Raw genomic sequence first — 17639 nt, 5'->3', positions numbered from 1 at the left:
CCCTCTCTCATGATTAAGCTGCGCTTAATATCCCTTGAAGGGTGTTTAATTTTTGCCCGCATTACATCCCCACCCTGTAGAGGGATGGGGTATTACGACGTTTTCTGATAAAAAAAGTATAAGACTTCATGGGAGACTCTTTGCTGTGTTTTTCGTGAATAATTCAACATTGCTGAAAAAATGATTGTCTTGGCTTTGAAATTGGGGTCTGCATCTGACTACGAATTTTCCTCATCCCTGTGCCAATTCCCAGTCTATTTGATCATCAAAACTATACATAAAAAGTGACGGTAACGCTTCATGAACATCACAGTTGAACAAGAAGAACTACGACTTTTAAGCCATATCTTGCAGACCAGATTAAAAGCAAAAGTGACCGATAGTCAGGATTTCCAGGTAAAATGCGCCATCAAAAATAATTTATTGATGATTCTCACCCAACACCCTCCAGGGGTGACAGTTGACACTCAGCAAGTTTTTGATCTGTTGGCACAAACATTACAATCCCAATTCAACTACAAAACTCAACATATCCAATTTTTCTTGAGAGTTTTTGGGGACAAGCTTCCCTATGCTAAATATTTCCTAGATTCTCCCATGCCGACAGTGGAGACAGAAGGGGAAACGGAAAGCACGAACCAGAAGGAAAAAGAAACTTCCTTTGTAATTAAATCATCACCACTCACAGAAACAGAAGCAGAAACAGAAGCAGAAACAGAAGCAGAAACAGAACTCATTCCTGATTCATTTATCTTCAGTCCCGAAGCGCCTTTTTTAAACTATTCCTCACCAGAATTAATTTTACACAATCTATCTCTGGATGAAAATGAATCCCAAGAAATTGCCGAAGAATCTTATCCTTTTGTTCATATCCCAGATCAACCGAAAAAAAGACATTTATGGCGATCATTTCCTCCTGCGTCTATAATTGGTACTATTGTATTTATCGTCCTCCTTTACCTTGGTGGTACTTTTGCTCTCCATAATGGTTGTGCAATTTTGGGGTGTAAAGAATTGCAAACAGCCAAACAATTTAAAAGTGAATATCGGCAACAGATCAAAAGTACCAAAACAGATTTAGAGTTATTAGCAATACAACAAAAACTAGATGCGGTAGTGGCAGATTTACAAAAAATACCTCAATGGTCTCCCCGTTATCGAGAATGTCAGGAATTAGTTGATACTCTTTCTCAAGAGTCCTTAAAAATTAACCAGGTGCTACTGGCTTTACGGACAGCAACATCTGTACAAAAAAGAAGTCTAAATCCCGCTAAAAGTTGGGCTGAATTACGTAGTAGACAAAATTTGTTGAGACAGGCAATCACCCGACTAAATACCGTTAAACATGAAAGTGAATTTTATCAATTAGTACAAGGGAATTTACCAGGGTATGAAAATAGTTTAAAGACTATTACCCAGCAGTTAATTAGAGAAGAAACATGGCTGAAAAAAATTGCTAGTGCTAAAACTTTGGGGGACGCAGCTATCAAAAGTCAAGCTACTGCTAAATCTACTACTGATTGGCAACAGGTAAAATTTAATTTACAGACAGCAATTAATACCTTAAAAACTATTCCTGAAGATAGTTTTGGTTTTCAAAATGCCAGTAAACTTTTAGCAGCCTATGAATCAAAAATAACTGTAGCAGATGATCACACCAAAAAAGAACAATTATCAACAATGTCCTCTCAACAACTTCTCGCCAGCATTAATCAAGTCAAAACCGATCTGAATAAAGCTTGTACCAGTAAAATTAAGATTTGTACTTTTAACATCGAGAACAATCAAATTAATGTTCGCTTAACTGTGGAATACAAAACTTTATTACAAACTAATAATCTGACAATGCGGCTTCACTACCAAAATTTGCAAAATGCTCTCAAAGTCATTAGTCAAAAATATCAACTTCCTGTATTTACTGAATAATTCAGTTTCAAACCCAAGTGATTTTGTAATGCTTGACGCATTTGAGTCACGGGAACTGTTTCTTGTTGTAACCAGATTTTTAAAGCCGCTGCACCTTGTTGTACGAGCATTTCTAAACCATCAATAGTTACTATCCCTTGTTTTTGGGCCAGGTGCAAAAATTTTGTTGGTTTAGGGATATATATTAAATCATAGGCGATGGCATCACCAGGTAAATAACCCATTTCTTGACTACTCAGTGGTGATTGTTCAACATGGGGATACATTCCTATGGGGGTTGTATTTACTAACAGGTTAGCTTGGTGAAGTAGATTTGGTAATTCTGTCCATTCATGGACTTGGAATTTATCTGCAAAGGGTGAATTTTGCCAACTTTGTCGAAATGCTTGTAATTTCTGTAAATTCCGCCCCACAACGTGAATTTCTGCCAAACCAAGTTGAATGCAACCAGCAACAACAGCCCTTGCAGCGCCACCATTCCCTAAAATTACCGCTTTTTTCTGACTCCAATCTTGCTGATATGTTGTTTGTAAAGGAGCGATAAATCCTTCTACATCTGTATTTGTACCCAACCATTTATTACCTTGATTCACGACGGTATTTACAGCACCAATAGCCTGGGCAATAGGGGAAATTTCGGATAATAAAGGTAATATTGCTTGCTTATGAGGAATTGTGATACTAAAGCCTACAACACCAATACTAGCAAAACCTGCGATCGCTGTTGCTAAATTTTCTGGGGCAATGGCAAAAGGTAAATATACATAATCTAATCCCAGTTTAGTCAAAGCGGCATTGTGCATTAATGGTGACAGAGAATGTTCTATAGGGTGTCCAATTACTCCCAAAATTTTAGTTTTTCCGGTAATCATTTGTATTAGTTGTTGGTTGTACATTTAAAAAGCGGTTAGAAACCGCATCTACACAGGCAAAACCCACCTGTGTGGGTGATAATTAATTTAATTTACATAATTTAATTTACATAATTTACAATTGTTCACAGTAACTTAATATTTTTTGGCAATATGCAAACAAGTATCGCTCCTTTGACAAATCCAATTCCTGGTCAATACTGGCAATGGCGTGGACACAAAGTGTATTATGTACAAGCAGGAGAACCGCAAGTGCAACGTCCACCCTTACTATTAGTACATGGTTTTGGTGCGTCCACAGACCATTGGCGTAAGAATATCACAGAATTGAGTGCAGACTTCCAAGTATTTGCCATTGACCTATTAGGATTCGGACGTTCAGCAAAACCTAAATTGCAGTATAGCGCCGATTTGTGGCGGGACCAACTCCATGATTTTATCAATCAAGTCATTGGTCAAAAAACAATTTTAGCAGGTAACTCCTTGGGAGGATATGCTTGTTTATGCGTTGCCTCTCAACGTTGTGATAGTGCTGCTGGTGTAGTATTACTTAACAGTGCAGGTCCTTTTTCTCCAGCAGAAAATCAAATTCAACCTGCTGCAAATCCCCTCAAAAAACTTTTAGGAAACGCCATCAAATGGTGTTTTAAACAACGGTTAGCACAGTCTTTGTTATTTGAATATACGCGGCAAAAATGGGTAATTCGGCGCACCTTAGAAAAGGTTTATCTTGACAAAAATGCAGTTACAGATCAATTAGTCGCAGAAATTCAACGTCCTGCTTATGATCCGGGAGCCTTAGATGTATTCATTTCTGTTTTTAGCACTCCTCAAGGGGAGAAAGTTGATGTTCTACTCAAACAATTAAATTGTCCTTTATTGCTATTATGGGGAGAAGCAGATCCTTGGATGAAAGCCAGAGAACGTTCTCAGAAATTCCATGAATATTATCCCCAATTAACAGAATATTTTCTCATAGCTGGTCATTGTCCCCATGATGAAATCCCTGAACAAGTGAATAGACACTTACGTAATTGGGTAATTAGTTTGCATTAAAATTAAGATGGGTGGCATCTTCTTTAAGATATATTTCCTTAGTGATAACTTGGTAATAGCAAATTTTAATTTTAATAATTACCTCTTGAGACTCAGGTATATAAATCGAAAAACCTTAACAATAAGAATATCACCCATCTTCATAAAATTAAAATTCTAGATATAATGACACAATCTGTAGAGACAAAACCACAAATTCAGGAATTGCGTAAACTACTGGCAGGTATTGAATGTGGAATGTTAACCACAATTGATGATGATGGTAGTTTACATAGTCGCCCCATGTCAATATGGAATGAAATTGATCATAATGGTACACTTTGGTTTTTCACTTTAGCTAATTCCCATAAAGTCGTAGAAATTGAACATCATCAACAAGTAAACGTCAGTTTTTCTGCACCTAATCAACAGCGATATGTTTCTATACTAGGTTCAGCACAATTAATAAGAGACCGCGATAAACTTCAAGAAAAATGGCAGCCAAAATTAGAAATTTGGTTTCCCCAAGGGATAGATGAACCTGATATTGCTTTACTAAAAGTAAAAGTTAATAAAGTAGATTATTGGGAAAGTTCCTCTAGTTTTAGTCCGCAAACAATTAGTTTTTTATAGTTTTTTAGAACTATGACACCGTTAAATTCTCATCTCTAATAGCCAAGCCAAAATACCCAGATCCCCAACTTCCTCAAGTAGTTGGGGAGATAGGTTTAGATATAGGCTAAATCATCCTAAAAATAACTTATATGCAGGATTATCACTTTCATGCAAATAGCTATAACCAAGAGTATCTAAAAATGATTGCCATTCTGTCATTTCATGGGGAGGAACTTGCATTCCTACTAAAATGCGTCCATAATCTGCGCCATTATTGCGATAATGAAATAAGCTAATATTCCAATCAGGAGACATAGAACTGACAAATTGCATTAAAGCACCGGGACGTTCAGGAAATTCAAAGCGATAAAGTAGTTCATTTTCTGCTAGGGGAGAATGTCCTCCTACCATGTGACGTAAATGCAGTTTTGTTAATTCATCATCTGTTAGATCTATGGTTTTTAAATCGTGAGATTCAAAGTTTTCAACCATTTTTGCTGCGTCTGCACGATTTTCTATTTGCACACCCACAAAAATATGCGCTTCTTTTTCGTTAGCAATACGATAATTAAATTCAGTTAAATTCCGTTTACCAATACATTCACAAAACTTTCTTAAACTGCCTCTTTCTTCGGGAATTTTAACTGCAAAAATGGCTTCTCGACGTTCTCCAAATTCTGCCCGTTCAGCCACAAAACGCAACCGATCAAAATTCATGTTAGCGCCACAAGCAACAGCGACCAGGGTTTGATTGGCAATTTTTTCTCTTTCTGCATAGACTTTTGCCGCTGCGATCGCCAATGCCCCCGCAGGTTCTAAAATAGAACGAGTATCCTCAAAAACATCTTTAATGGCCGCACAGGTGGCATCTGTATCCACTAAAATAATTTCATCTACATATTGTTGACATAAACGGAAGGTTTCTTCTCCCACTTCCCGCACCGCTACCCCGTCAGCAAATAAACCCACCTGAGACAACCGCACTCTTTCACCAGCTTGCAGTGATTGATACATAGCGTTAGCGTCCACAGGTTCAACACCAATAATTTTAATATCGGGACGCAAGCGTTTAACATAAGCAGCAATACCGGAAATCAAACCACCACCACCAATGGCCACAAAAATGGCGTGAATAGGTTGTTGATATTGTCGGAGTATTTCCATACCAATTGTTCCCTGGCCAGCAATCACATCAGGATCATCAAAGGGATGTATAAAAGTTAATCCCTTTTCCGCTTCTAATTGGCGAGCGTAAGCGTAAGCATCATCATAATTATTACCATATAGTATTACTTCCCCTCCCCTGGCTTTGACTGCATTAATTTTTACTTGGGGTGTAATCACTGGCATGACAATAATTGCCTTTGTTCCCAAGCGACTAGCAGCTAAAGCTACACCTTGGGCGTGATTTCCCGCAGAAGCCGCTATGACACCCTGCTTCAGTAAATCTGGTGTGAGATTGACCATTTTATTATAAGCGCCCCGTAATTTGAAGGAGAAGACTGACTGCATATCTTCCCGTTTCAGTAGGAGTTTGTTATTAATACGCTGGGAGAGATTGGGGGCATATTCGAGGGGTGTTTCCTGAGCTACATCATAGACACGGGCGGTAAGGATTTGTACTAAATAGTCGCAATACATATCAAGGAGTGCATTTCGGGTTGGTTGTTAATTGTACCGCTTGTTGGGTCTTTTGGTAGCAGGTTTTTACAAAAAGATTTCGCCTCTGTAATTAGCGTCAATGTGCTAATAATTATTATTATGATCATATCCCGTGGTGCGGGCATCTTGCCCGCTATAATCATAAAAATCCCGTAGTGCGTGCATCTTGCCCGCTAAAAGTGTTCCTAACTCTTATGGTAATCCGCTGTAAAATATATCCATAGTGATTGTGTTTAAGAATACCCTGGGGCAATCACAGATTAATATTGACAATTACAATCAATAGTAAATCCAATCTCTGCGATCGCTTTTCCCATATCTTTAAGTAAAAATTCCTATACTATATTACCATTTAATGACATCTCATCATATTAGGTATATTAAGTAAAGTAGATTTAGGGTTAGTTGTTAATTTTACCCCTTGTTGTCCAGATGGTGCATTTAATGTGATGGAGTTTTGAGTTCTGAGGATGAAATTTTGGCTTCTGAGAATCAGGTTACGAGTTCTCAGCAGGGAGTTTTGAGTTCTGAGTACAGGTTTGGAAGTTCTGACTACAGGATTTTGAGTTTTGAGGACGGAGTTTTGATTTTTAAGTACGTAGTTGTGAGTTTTGAGCATAAAGTAAAGTTTTGACTTATTGATCATTCCTGTTCTTCAGACAATATCATCATATCAATCTTTTGCTCCCTATATTAGTCAAGGAAAAGCGAAAATTTTGATATCTTAACTTTTCATGCCCTTCTACTCCAATATAGAATAGTAAATAGACTTGATATACATTACTAATTAAGCGTAATTCCCAATGACCACTAAACGACATTACCACATTATTACCTTCGGTTGCCAAATGAATAAGGCCGACTCCGAGCGCATGGCTGGTATTTTAGAAGACATGAACTTTGAGTGGTCAGAAGACCCAAATCAAGCAGATGTAATCCTTTACAACACTTGCACCATTCGGGATAATGCGGAACAAAAGGTATATTCTTATTTGGGTAGACAGGCCAAACGCAAGCATGAACAACCTGATTTAACTTTGATTGTTGCTGGTTGTGTCGCTCAACAGGAAGGAGAAGCTTTATTGCGACGAGTACCCGAATTAGATTTAGTTATGGGACCACAACACGCTAACCGTCTCAAAGATTTGCTAGAGTCTGTTTTTGAGGGTAATCAAATTGTCGCTACGGAAGAAGTTCACATTTTTGAAGATATCACCCAACCCCGTCGGGATAGTCAGGTAACAGCTTGGGTAAATATTATTTATGGCTGTAACGAACGTTGTACTTATTGCGTAGTTCCCAACGTGCGCGGTGTGGAACAGTCCCGTACACCGGAGGCAATTAAGTATGAAATCGAACAGTTAGGAAAACAAGGTTACAAAGAAATTACGCTGCTGGGTCAAAATATTGACGCTTATGGTCGAGATTTACCTGGTTCTACTCCCGAAGGTCGTCATCTGCATACATTGACAGATTTACTTTATTATGTACATGATGTGCCAGGAATAGAAAGAATAAGATTCGCTACTAGTCATCCTCGTTATTTTACAGAAAGATTAATTAAAGCTTGTGCTGAATTACCAAAAGTGTGTGAACATTTCCATATTCCCTTTCAATCTGGAGATAATGAGCTTTTAAAAGCAATGTCACGGGGTTATACTCATGAAAAATATCGCCGAATTATTGATACTATTAGAGAGTATATGCCGGATGCGTCAATAAGTGCTGATGCGATTGTGGGTTTTCCGGGTGAAACAGAAGCACAATTTGAAAATACTTTGAAATTAGTAGAAGATATCGGTTTTGATTTATTGAATACCGCTGCTTATTCACCCCGTCCCGGTACACCTGCTGCTTTGTGGGATGATCAAATCAGTGAAGAGGTAAAAAGCGACAGATTGCAAAGATTAAATCATTTAGTTAATATTAAAGCAGCCGAGCGATCGCAACGTTACTTTGGACGCATTGAAGAAGTATTAGTAGAAGCTGAAAACAGTAAAGACAAAACCCAGGTCATGGGAAGAACCGGGGGAAATCGTCTCACATTCTTTACAGGTGATATTAATTGTCTAAAAGGGAAAATAGTCAAAGTCAAAATTACCGAAGTTCGTCCTTTTAGTTTGACAGGAGAAGCGATAGAGGTTCGTCAAGCCGCAACAGTTTAATAGAAATACTTAATAGGAATATAAGAGTATGGTGTAAGAGGGTGGTAGAAAAATTATGATTTATGTATCAAATATTTTTACCCCTCCCTAACCCTCCCCTTGTTCAGAGGAAACTAGATTTTCCTGTTAAGGGAGGTAAAAATCAGGAGACACTACTTTTAAAACATCCTCTCAGCAAACCCGGTCTTTTGATGATCATAGGACCTATGCAACTGTCACAAAAAATGATCATCCTTTATTTGTAGTCAGGGATTTAGCCCTGATCTTATTTCCGTAACTTCTCCAAGCAAGAACTAAAGTTCTTACTACAATCAGGTTTTAGCCTAGTTGTTTTTGATGATCAAATTAACTCAAATCCTTATCTAGCAATTATTTGAAGATTTAATTTAGTCATTTAACGTAGCCACTCAGCACCAAAATTTTTACAATAGTTTATACACAATACTATTTATTAAGAATATAATTTAAACAGCTTTATAGTCTGATTCAAGGTCGCAATTCTACTCAAGTGTAATTTGTATGACAAATATAATCCCAAAAAAGAACCGGATTCTGTCACTGGTAAATCACGGTTATATGACTCTGTCCATTAGTGTTGTGCTGTTTTGTGGTGTGAGTGTGGTTACTGACTGCAACCGTGTTTTAGCAAAAGACACTGTAGTAAAAATTGCCCAATCATCAGTGAAAACAAAGGAAAATGCAGAACGGCTTTTTGAAGAGGGAATGACACTTTATCAAGAAGGTTCAGCAGAGTCCTTGCGACAAGCAATTCAAAAATGGCAAGAGGCTAGATTATTGTATCAGGTGGTGGGAGATCGCAGTGGAGAAGCTACCACTCTCAATAATATCGGTCGTGTCTACGATGATTTAGGAGCAAAGCAAAAGGCACTGGACTTTTATAACCAAGCTTTACCCATACTTAGGGCTGTGGGAGATCGCGGTGGGGAAGCTATCACTCTCAGTAATATCGGTGCTGTCTACGATGCTTTAGGAGAAAAACAAAAAGCACTGGACTATTACAACCAAGCTTTACCCATACATCGGGCTGTGGGCGATCGCAGTGGAGAAGCCACCACTCTCAATAATATCGGTGCTGTCTACGATGATTTAGGAGCAAAGCAAAAGGCACTGGACTTCTACAACCAAGCCTTACCCATACTTAGGGCTGTGGGCAATCGTCCTATGGAAGCAAGCACTCTCAATAATATTGGTCTTGTCTACTCTGATTTAGGAGCAAAGCAAAAGGCACTGGACTTCTACAACCAAGCTTTACCCATATTTAGGGCTGTAGGAGATCGCGGTGGGGAAGCTACCACTCTCAATAATATTGGTCTTGTCTACTCTGCTTTAGGAGCAAAGCAAAAAGCACTGGACTATTACAACCAAGCTTTACCCATACTTAGGGCTGTGGGCGATCGGTCTATGGAAGCTACTACTCTCAGTAATATCGGTGTTGTCTACTCTGATTTAGGAGAAAAACAAAAAGCACTGGACTATTACAACCAAGCTTTACCCATACGTCGGGCTGTAGGCGATCGCAGTGGGGAAGCTGCCACTCTCAATAATATCGGTGCTGTCTACCATGGTTTAGGAGAAAAGCAAAAGGCACTGGACTATTACAACCAAGCTTTACCCATAATTAGGGCTGTAGGCGATCCCTATGGAGAAGCTACCACTCTCAATAATATTCGTACATTAAGAGGATTTTAAGTAGAGTTTTGCAACCAGGACTTATGCAACTGTCACAAACAATGATCATCCTTTATTTGTAGTCAGGGCTTTGGCTCTGTGTTCTTATAGTTGATCAAATTACCTCACCCCAGTTTTAAAGCTAACTTATGTTTTGGGAATTGTAAAGTTTAATTGCAAAAATTTCCAATTCAATTTAAAATTGTTATTCTAATAATTGAAGCCGATCAGGCTTCCCTGGCAGATAAAACAGCTAGAGAGAAGAAAAGAGAAGTAACACAAGTTAAGCAAGAGGTAAAATCGCTGTTTAATTCACATCTGTCTAGTCAACAGACAACGACACCCAACGCGAAAGCTGATATTCCCTCAGATGAATGAAAATCAGGGGGCGCTGTTACTGGTTTCCATCGCTTGTTTATCGAGTTGGTGAAAGGTAGTACATCCCTGGCTAGAGTTAACAAGAAAGGGGAATCAACAAGCGAGTAGATGTGGGTGTTGTTGTTTGTTTATAAGTTTCTTTGTATTAAAATTAAATAGAAAAAGCGAAATAATAGTGAAATAATAGTGAAATAATAGTGAAATAATAGTTATCTGCATCAGCAGATCCAGAATTAGGGTATTTTCGGGGTAATTTTTCTTAATTTATTTGTAAGTAATAATACATCATCTTCTCCTCCTCCCTTGCCGGTTGGGGGTGGATTATTGTATCTTATGTAGATTATTAGTTATCTGTCTAAAATTGCGGGGATTAGGGTAGAACCTGTTTTTAATTCGAGTATGGAAAGATGATGAAAAAAAACCTGACTTTATTTGCTTTCACTCTGGGAATTGCTTTTATAAATCCATTTTCGTCAGTTTTAGCCCAAGTTCCGATTCCACAGCCCATAGAAGCCCCTCCAGCTACCCCCGAAACACCACCCGCAGGTTTACCACCGCTGCAAAAGGTGGACATAGATACTGTTTGTACCCCTCAAAATTGCTTGGGTTGGGACGAACAACTTTGGGGTCAACAGGGAGATAAACAAGCACTACTAACTGCAATAGATAACAGTTTACGTTATCTGGAAAGCAATAGAGCGATCGCAGCTTATCAAACTTACCCAATTACAGAAATTACTTTAGATCGGGTACGTCGGAGTTTGGTAAGATTTCGGGAAGTGGTAATTAATTCTCAGTCAGCAGCAGAATTACAGGCCGCTGTGCGTCGGGACTTTGTCTTTTACCAGTCTATAGGCAATGATAATCGGGGGACTGTGAAATTTACAGCTTATTATGAACCTGTGTATACTGCTAGTCGAGTCAGGACTTCTGTATATAAGTATCCTCTCTATCGTCTACCCAAGGACTTTCAGAAATGGCCCAAACCCCACCCGAAACGGATTGATTTGGAAGGGAAAAATGGTTTACTAGGTAATAGAAGCAGGTTAAAGGGTTTAGAAATTGTCTGGTTTAGTAATCGTTTAGAACCATACATGATTCATATTCAAGGTTCTGCCCAAATTAGATTAACTAATGGCCAAAGAACATCTGTTGGTTATGCTGGAGGAACGGATTATCCCTGGACGAGTATCGGTAAAGAATTGGCAAAAGATGGTAAACTACCCCTGAGCGGCTTAACTATGCCGAAATTAATTAGTTATTTCCGGCAAAATCCTAGACAGTTAAGCAATTATTTACCACGTTGGGAAAGGTTTGTTTTCTTTGCGGAAACTAACGGTAGACCTGCTACGGGTAGTCTTCTCATACCTGTAACCGCTGAACGTTCTATTGCTACAGACAAAGCTATTATGCCACCGGGAGCATTGGCACTAATTGTCAATTCCTTTCCCTACCCTAATAGTAGTGGCAAGTTGGAATCTCGTCTAGTGAACCGTTTTGTTTTAGATCAGGATACCGGTAGTGCAATTAAAGGACCAGGAAGAGTTGATTATTTTATGGGTTCTGGTCAATTAGCCGGCGATCGCGCTGGTATTTCTGGCGGTAATGGTTTACTATTTTATTTATTACTAAAAGAGTAAGCAATAGCCAAGAGGCAAGAGAAAAACTTTATTTTCTGCCTCTTGGGGAGGGTATGTCAATCTTTCTTAATAAGGTGGATAATCAAGTTCATCATCATCTGCATAAACATAGGAATTGCTAATACCAGCCATTTCCGCTTTAGAACTTTCTGGTTTAACTACTTCCTTGCCAAATTCTTTGTATTCTTCAAAAGCTTTATGAATCATTTCCGATTCTGGGGAATCTGAAGCAATCATATAATCTGTAAAGTTTGCGACTGTAGGATGTTTATAATCTACAGTTGAAGCCACTAAGGCTGTATTCGGTTCAATTCCTCTTTCTTCTGCTTCAATTATCGGGCAATAAATGCCATGGGCATGAAATAATGGACCTTTGGGAGTGACTGGTTTTTTTTGAAACCCAGCATAAGCTTTTTCTAATTCTCCTGCAAAACCGCCTGTAATTCTCCCCTGTTGATATTCCGCGTAATTTTTCCCAAAACTAGCACAAGCTGAACCACTCAGAGTTAATTGTAATGGTAATTGGTGCAAAAACTTTTTATCTTCACCGACTAAAAAAATTATATGCCGGGTAAAGGTTTTAAATTTCAGTTTATCCGCTAAAAAAGCATCGTAATTATCTTTAAAAGTTCCTAATTTAATTCCCGTTTCTCGGTCTTTCACAGATAACGGACCACGACGGACTATAACTAGTCTGGGCGTAGTCGTCAGAAATACTGTATCTACTTCTCCAGAACTAAAGGTGTGCTGAATCTCTTGCCAATTATCATCGGGTTTAAAGCCAACAGCTTGGGCATTTTCGCGTTTAATCGCTAAGCCATAACTTTGTAAACCGTCTTCACCATAGCGAGGACTGAGCATTTGACACCAAGGGATTACTTGGGACGGTGGGGCGTTAAATTTTTCGTCTTCAAAGTCAAATTTGGCAGATGCTTTCATGATTTTAGAATATCAAAGTGTTTAATTTTATAACTTTATCTTTTGTACCATATTTTGTACCATATATCTGACTATATTTTTGTTATTTAAACTCAATACATAAGATCGTAGTCAGAACCTGAGTCCTATCTTCAAGACGCTACGGGAACACTTATTAGGGCTAAAGCCCTGAGTACAAACAAATCATATTATAATTTTTTGTGACACTTGGGTAAGTCCCATCTAAGTTAGATTATAACAATTAATTAACCACAAAGACAGGTTCAGGGAAGGTGTCACCAAAGAGTAGGAGAGGAAGGATGTTTTGTGATGAAATAAAAAAGCTCTTAACCCCCTGGTTATACAAACCGGGAGTTTAAAAGGAGATAAGTATAGATTTACAACCTTTGTAGTAGATTTATACCGTGTGTATCAGTACCACAGGTGTTAAATAAATTGAATTTCTCCGCTAATTGTTGTACTTCCTCGGTTTCCACAATACTAGGTTTCCATGGTTTGGGATTAGTGTAAGCGTAGAAAGTCTCCACACCATCAATTCCGTTATCTACGGCCGCAGGAATTAGATCAAAATGCGATCGCTTATACCGGGCTGGGTGAGCAAGTACGGCTAATCCCCCCGCTTCTTGAATGGCTCTAATCACGTTATTTGCTTGATAAGGTTTACCCACCGCAGGTATTTTTTGTAAATAAGGTTTCATGCTGGGGTGTTCTGACTCAAAAGCATAAGCCAAAATATGGACATCAGTATCTAGCAAATTGGCGTTAATTTCCGCACCACTCCACAGGTATGGAGTATGTGTATCTGGATTACTGCATTTCCACGCTTCTAACCAGGAATTGGCTGCTTGATAGCCATCAATACTATGATGATCGGTGATTGCTAGACCTTTTAAGCCAATTGCGATCGCTTGACTCATCAATTCACTAGGTTCTAGCCTACCATCGGAGTGAACTGTGTGCATATGAAAATTAAATAATTGGGGACAACTTTGAGCATCAATATGTTGGAATACTTGCTTTAGTAGTTCCTTGGAAACAGTAGTCCGGGCAAAATTTATAACCATAACCCCTCTACACAAAAATTACATTTTTCTCAAAACAGGTCTTACTTAATAAGTGAGATATAACGAATACCGCTAATTGGTAATTACAGATACTTCTTTAACTACACCAATGGATTTTTGCAATATGTCAATAGTATCTTAGCAAATATTAACGCTGAAAACGATGAGTATTTTTGATTACTTCCATAAGGGAATCTAAAGTTTGTATATGACAACTTATTATCCTGCTACAGATAACAGAGGAATTGACCACAGTTGTTTTCAAAGTATAAAAAAATTATAAATTTCTACTACACGAACAAAGTCAATCTATGGGAACTTAGCAAAAATTCAGGTTTTCAAACCCATGAAGATGGGTTTTATGTGTATATTCAAATATAGGTAATTTAGACTTTTTACCTTACAATAAGGCGACTAATTCACCTGTTCCAGTTATAACCTCACCAATTACATAAGCGGGAATATCCTGAGATTCAAAATGAGTAATTAGCTGTTCTGCTTGTTGGGGTGGAACTAATAATACAAAACCAATACCCATGTTAAATGTATTATACATAGCCTCAGCACTAACAGAACCAGCCGCAGCTAACCAACGAAAGACCGGGGGAATAGTCCAACTTTCGGGTATGATTTTAATCGCTTGACCCGGATTTAAACATCTAGGTAAATTTTCTGGTAAACCACCACCAGTAACGTGCGCCATACCATGAACTTCTAAACCAGATTGTAATGCGGCTAAAACAGATTTAACATAAATGCGTGTAGGCGTGAGGAAAGTCTCACCAATAGATTTTCCATTAAATAAGTCTGGTGTATCGGTCCATGAGAAACCGCTATCACCGACAATTTTTCGGACTAAACTCAACCCATTGCTATGGACACCTGCACTAGCCAAACCTATAGCTACATCTCCTATTTGCACCTGAGAACCGTCTAACATTCGGCTTTTTTCGACAATTCCCACACAAAAACCCGCCAAGTCATATTCACCAATTTGGTAAAAACCGGGCATTTCCGCCGTTTCTCCCCCTAATAAAGCTGAACCGGCTAATTTACAACCTGTAGCTATTCCTGCAACTACCTGAGTTAATTGTTCTTTGTCTAATTTACCCGTAGCTACATAATCAAGAAAGAATAAAGGTTCTGCACCTGATGTTAAAACATCATTAACGCACATCGCCACCAAATCTATACCCACAGTATCATGACGGTTGAGAATTTGGGCTATTTTCAATTTTGTACCCACACCATCTGTACCAGAAACCAAAACTGGTTCTTTGTAACCCGTGGGGAGTTGAAAGCAGCCACTAAAGCCGCCTAAACCGCCTAAAACCTCTTTTCTAAAGGTGCTATGAACCAAATTGCGAATTTGGTCTACAAAAGCTCTACCTGCTTCAACATCAACGCCTGCATCCCGATAATCCATGCTTAACTATACCGTTATCAATTGATTATTTAGGTTATGATTATCACACAATTTATTAATCTAGATCAATTATTGTATCCTAAATAATCAATCATTAGTAATAAAAATCTGGTAAATTAAGTGAGCAAGGAAATAACTCAATTTTATTATACAGCCCAGCACAAACCCAATCAATTAATTTATGGAAGTGGGCAAACTGCGGTAATTACGGGATGGACTGTAAAAGAAGCAATATATAAACACTTGCAAAAGAATGAATATGCTGTAATAGGACAACTATATTCACCAACTAGAGGTATAAATTTATTAATTCGTAACCTATTGCTAAATCCTCATGTCCGATACTTAGTTATTCTCAATGCTACCAAGGAAGATAAAAACGCGGGTGCTTGTCAATGCTTAGGTGATTTTTTCCGTCATGGTGTAGAAGAAAGTATTAGTGATATTGGGCGAAAATCTTGGGTAATTCGTTCTTTGATTCCGGGTTATATTGATATTGATATTGATATAAATGCCTTAGAAAAATTACGTCATTCTGTAGAAATTCAAGAAGCGATATCAATTTATGATGCTGTTGAAAAAATCAAATATTATGGAAATAAAGAAATAGTTGCACCTTGGGGAACACCATTACAATTTCCCATGAACATAGTTGAATCAAATGTCTTTCCAGGAACACGCTATGGACACAGAATAGAAGGTAAAACCATCGCTGAAACTTGGGTAAAAATCATTCATAGAATTAAAACAACCGGAACAATAAGACCAACAGGTTATGATGGAACATGGCAGGAATTAATAGATTTAATGGCAATTATTACCGATGAACCCGATAATTTTTACTTTCCAGAACCCAATTATTTACCAATAGATAGAAGTTTTTTAGAAGAATATATTTCGCAAATTTTAGATAATACAACTAATCAAGAAGGGGTAAAATACACCTATGGACAACGATTACGTTCTTGGTTTGGAAGAGATCAAATTGAACAGGTAATTGAAAAATTAGCTCATGATATTAATTCCGCAAGGGCTGTAATGTCCTTATGGGATGCTAGTCAAGATCATAATGATAATCCACCTTGTTTAAATCATATTTGGGTAAGGATAGTTGATAATGAACTATCTTTAACTGCCACCTTCAGAAGTAATGATATGTTTTCAGCTTGGCCAGCAAATGCCATGGGATTAAGGGCTTTACAAAAGTATATTTATAATGCTTTAATTAATAAAACCGATCATATATTAAAAATGGGGGCATTAATTACCATTAGTCAAAGCGCCCATATTTATGATGATTGTTTTGAAAATGTCGCCAATATAATTTCATCTCAATATAGTAAAATTGCTCAAAGAAAAGACTATTTTGATCCTGCGGGTAGTTTCATTATTACCATTCAGAATAATCAAATTATTGTCGAACATACAACTCCTGGTTCTGGAGAAGTAGTTAATTGTTATTCCGGTAAATCTGCACATAAACTTTCCCAGCAAATATTCACAGATTCTCCTGGTTTACAAGTTTCCCATGCCATGTATTTAGGAGTAGAATTACAAAAAGCGGAAATGGCTTTTTTAATGAAAGAACAGTTTATTTATGAGCAGGATAAACCTTTGAAAAAGAATACAATTTTAAAATCTTGACGCTCCCCGCCCTATAGAGGGACGGTGATTCTTGTTTCAATGAGCAACCTTACTCAAACTTGTTACCAAGTCTCAGCAGAGGGTAATCTCTCCACAAGCGTTATTAGTTTCCGGTGCGCCCGACGGTACTTAAATCATAGCCACTTTGTCTTAGTGCTTTAGTGAGAATGTTAATTGCAGCATTGTGGTCACGGTCAAGTATGCACCCACATTTACAAACATGACTTCTAACTGATAGGGATTTTCTAACTATTTCTCCGCAATTAGAACAATTTTGAGAAGTATATTGTGGTGCAACAGGTACAACCACACGCCCATAGACTTTACCAAAATATTCTAACCATTGAGTAAACAATGACCAAGAAATTTTAGATTTTAGATTTTAGATTTTAGATTGGGAATTTTCGGTACAAGTAGGGGGCAACGGCCGTTGACCCCTACAATTTCAGGGCGGAACTAATCCAAAATTGCTAATCTAAAATCCCCAAGCTCCACACTTGAGGGTGGAGTCAATCCAAAATCCAAAATCGTAAATCCAAAATCCACTGACCATCCAGCATCACTAATTGATTTGGCTAATTTGC

At 38.0% G+C, this 17639-nt stretch carries 14 protein-coding genes and 1 pseudogene; 8 read left to right on the top strand and 7 right to left on the bottom strand.

Annotated features, from left to right (window positions below; all coding sequences use genetic code 11):
- Window positions 1-300 precede the first annotated feature (300 nt).
- Entirely contained in the window at window positions 301-1926 is a 1626-nt protein-coding gene (locus H6F62_RS19430) for a hypothetical protein (protein WP_190372754.1), read from the top strand.
- Here the strand turns inward: H6F62_RS19430 and H6F62_RS19425 are convergent.
- Window positions 1902-2798 carry a shikimate dehydrogenase gene (locus H6F62_RS19425; RefSeq protein ID WP_190372753.1) on the bottom strand — a complete coding sequence of 299 codons (897 nt, stop codon included), beginning with the start codon at window positions 2796-2798 and terminating at the stop codon, window positions 1902-1904. The two genes, H6F62_RS19430 and H6F62_RS19425, sit on opposite strands and share 25 nt — an antisense overlap.
- Window positions 2799-2951: 153 nt before the next feature.
- Between H6F62_RS19425 and H6F62_RS19420 the strand changes: the two genes are divergently transcribed.
- A complete protein-coding gene (locus H6F62_RS19420; protein ID WP_190372752.1) occupies window positions 2952-3854 on the top strand; it encodes an alpha/beta fold hydrolase in 903 nt (300 codons plus the stop codon).
- Between the two features lie 165 nt (window positions 3855-4019).
- Window positions 4020-4466, top strand: coding sequence for a pyridoxamine 5'-phosphate oxidase family protein (locus tag H6F62_RS19415; protein WP_137909474.1), 447 nt, complete (start codon window positions 4020-4022; stop codon window positions 4464-4466).
- Window positions 4467-4577: 111 nt separating this feature from the next.
- On the opposite strand, the gene ilvA is transcribed toward H6F62_RS19415, so the two are convergent.
- Window positions 4578-6089: a threonine ammonia-lyase, biosynthetic gene (ilvA, locus tag H6F62_RS19410; RefSeq protein ID WP_137909475.1), complete on the bottom strand. Its 1512-nt coding sequence runs from the start codon at window positions 6087-6089 to the stop codon at window positions 4578-4580.
- Window positions 6090-6462: 373 nt separating this feature from the next.
- Entirely contained in the window at window positions 6463-6729 is a 267-nt protein-coding gene (locus tag H6F62_RS19405; protein ID WP_137909476.1) for a hypothetical protein, read from the bottom strand.
- 184 nt (window positions 6730-6913) lie between these two features.
- On the opposite strand from H6F62_RS19405, the gene miaB reads away from it, so the two are divergent.
- From miaB to H6F62_RS19385, 4 genes are all read left to right on the top strand, one after another.
- The gene (gene miaB / locus H6F62_RS19400) at window positions 6914-8275 is read left to right on the top strand and encodes a tRNA (N6-isopentenyl adenosine(37)-C2)-methylthiotransferase MiaB (protein WP_190372751.1); all 1362 of its coding nucleotides are present in this window, start codon (window positions 6914-6916) and stop codon (window positions 8273-8275) included.
- Window positions 8276-8794: 519 nt separating this feature from the next.
- Window positions 8795-9985 (top strand): tetratricopeptide repeat protein, encoded by a 1191-nt coding sequence (locus H6F62_RS19395; protein WP_199306466.1) that lies wholly within the window; start codon window positions 8795-8797, stop codon window positions 9983-9985.
- A gap of 153 nt (window positions 9986-10138) precedes the next feature.
- Complete coding sequence (locus tag H6F62_RS19390) at window positions 10139-10342, top strand: hypothetical protein (protein ID WP_190372750.1); 204 nt, start codon at window positions 10139-10141, stop codon at window positions 10340-10342.
- Window positions 10343-10752: 410 nt separating this feature from the next.
- Complete coding sequence (locus H6F62_RS19385; protein ID WP_190372755.1) at window positions 10753-11982, top strand: murein transglycosylase A; 1230 nt, start codon at window positions 10753-10755, stop codon at window positions 11980-11982.
- A 66-nt stretch (window positions 11983-12048) separates the two neighbouring features.
- On the opposite strand, the gene H6F62_RS19380 is transcribed toward H6F62_RS19385, so the two are convergent.
- The 3 genes from H6F62_RS19380 to purM form a co-directional block, all read right to left on the bottom strand.
- Window positions 12049-12921, bottom strand: a complete 873-nt coding sequence (locus H6F62_RS19380) for a DUF5895 domain-containing protein (RefSeq protein WP_137909480.1) — start codon at window positions 12919-12921, stop codon at window positions 12049-12051.
- A 377-nt stretch (window positions 12922-13298) separates the two neighbouring features.
- Window positions 13299-13985, bottom strand: coding sequence for a PHP domain-containing protein (locus H6F62_RS19375; RefSeq protein ID WP_190372749.1), 687 nt, complete (start codon window positions 13983-13985; stop codon window positions 13299-13301).
- Between the two features lie 400 nt (window positions 13986-14385).
- Window positions 14386-15411, bottom strand: coding sequence for a phosphoribosylformylglycinamidine cyclo-ligase (gene purM / locus H6F62_RS19370; RefSeq protein ID WP_137909482.1), 1026 nt, complete (start codon window positions 15409-15411; stop codon window positions 14386-14388).
- 120 nt (window positions 15412-15531) lie between these two features.
- Here purM and H6F62_RS19365 point away from each other — a divergent pair, with 120 nt between their 5' ends.
- A complete protein-coding gene (locus H6F62_RS19365) occupies window positions 15532-17055 on the top strand; it encodes a thymidylate synthase (protein WP_190372748.1) in 1524 nt (507 codons plus the stop codon).
- Between the two features lie 103 nt (window positions 17056-17158).
- Here the strand turns inward: H6F62_RS19365 and H6F62_RS19360 are convergent.
- Window positions 17159-17419: pseudogene (locus H6F62_RS19360) on the bottom strand (transposase); the annotation flags it as partial.
- Window positions 17420-17639 lie beyond the last annotated feature (220 nt).

The organism is Anabaena sp. FACHB-1391 (genome assembly GCF_014696755.1).
Lineage (GTDB): Bacteria > Cyanobacteriota > Cyanobacteriia > Cyanobacteriales > Nostocaceae > Dolichospermum > Dolichospermum planctonicum.
Note: the sequence above shows the minus strand (reverse complement) of the source record. Positions and strands in the feature narration are given on the sequence as shown.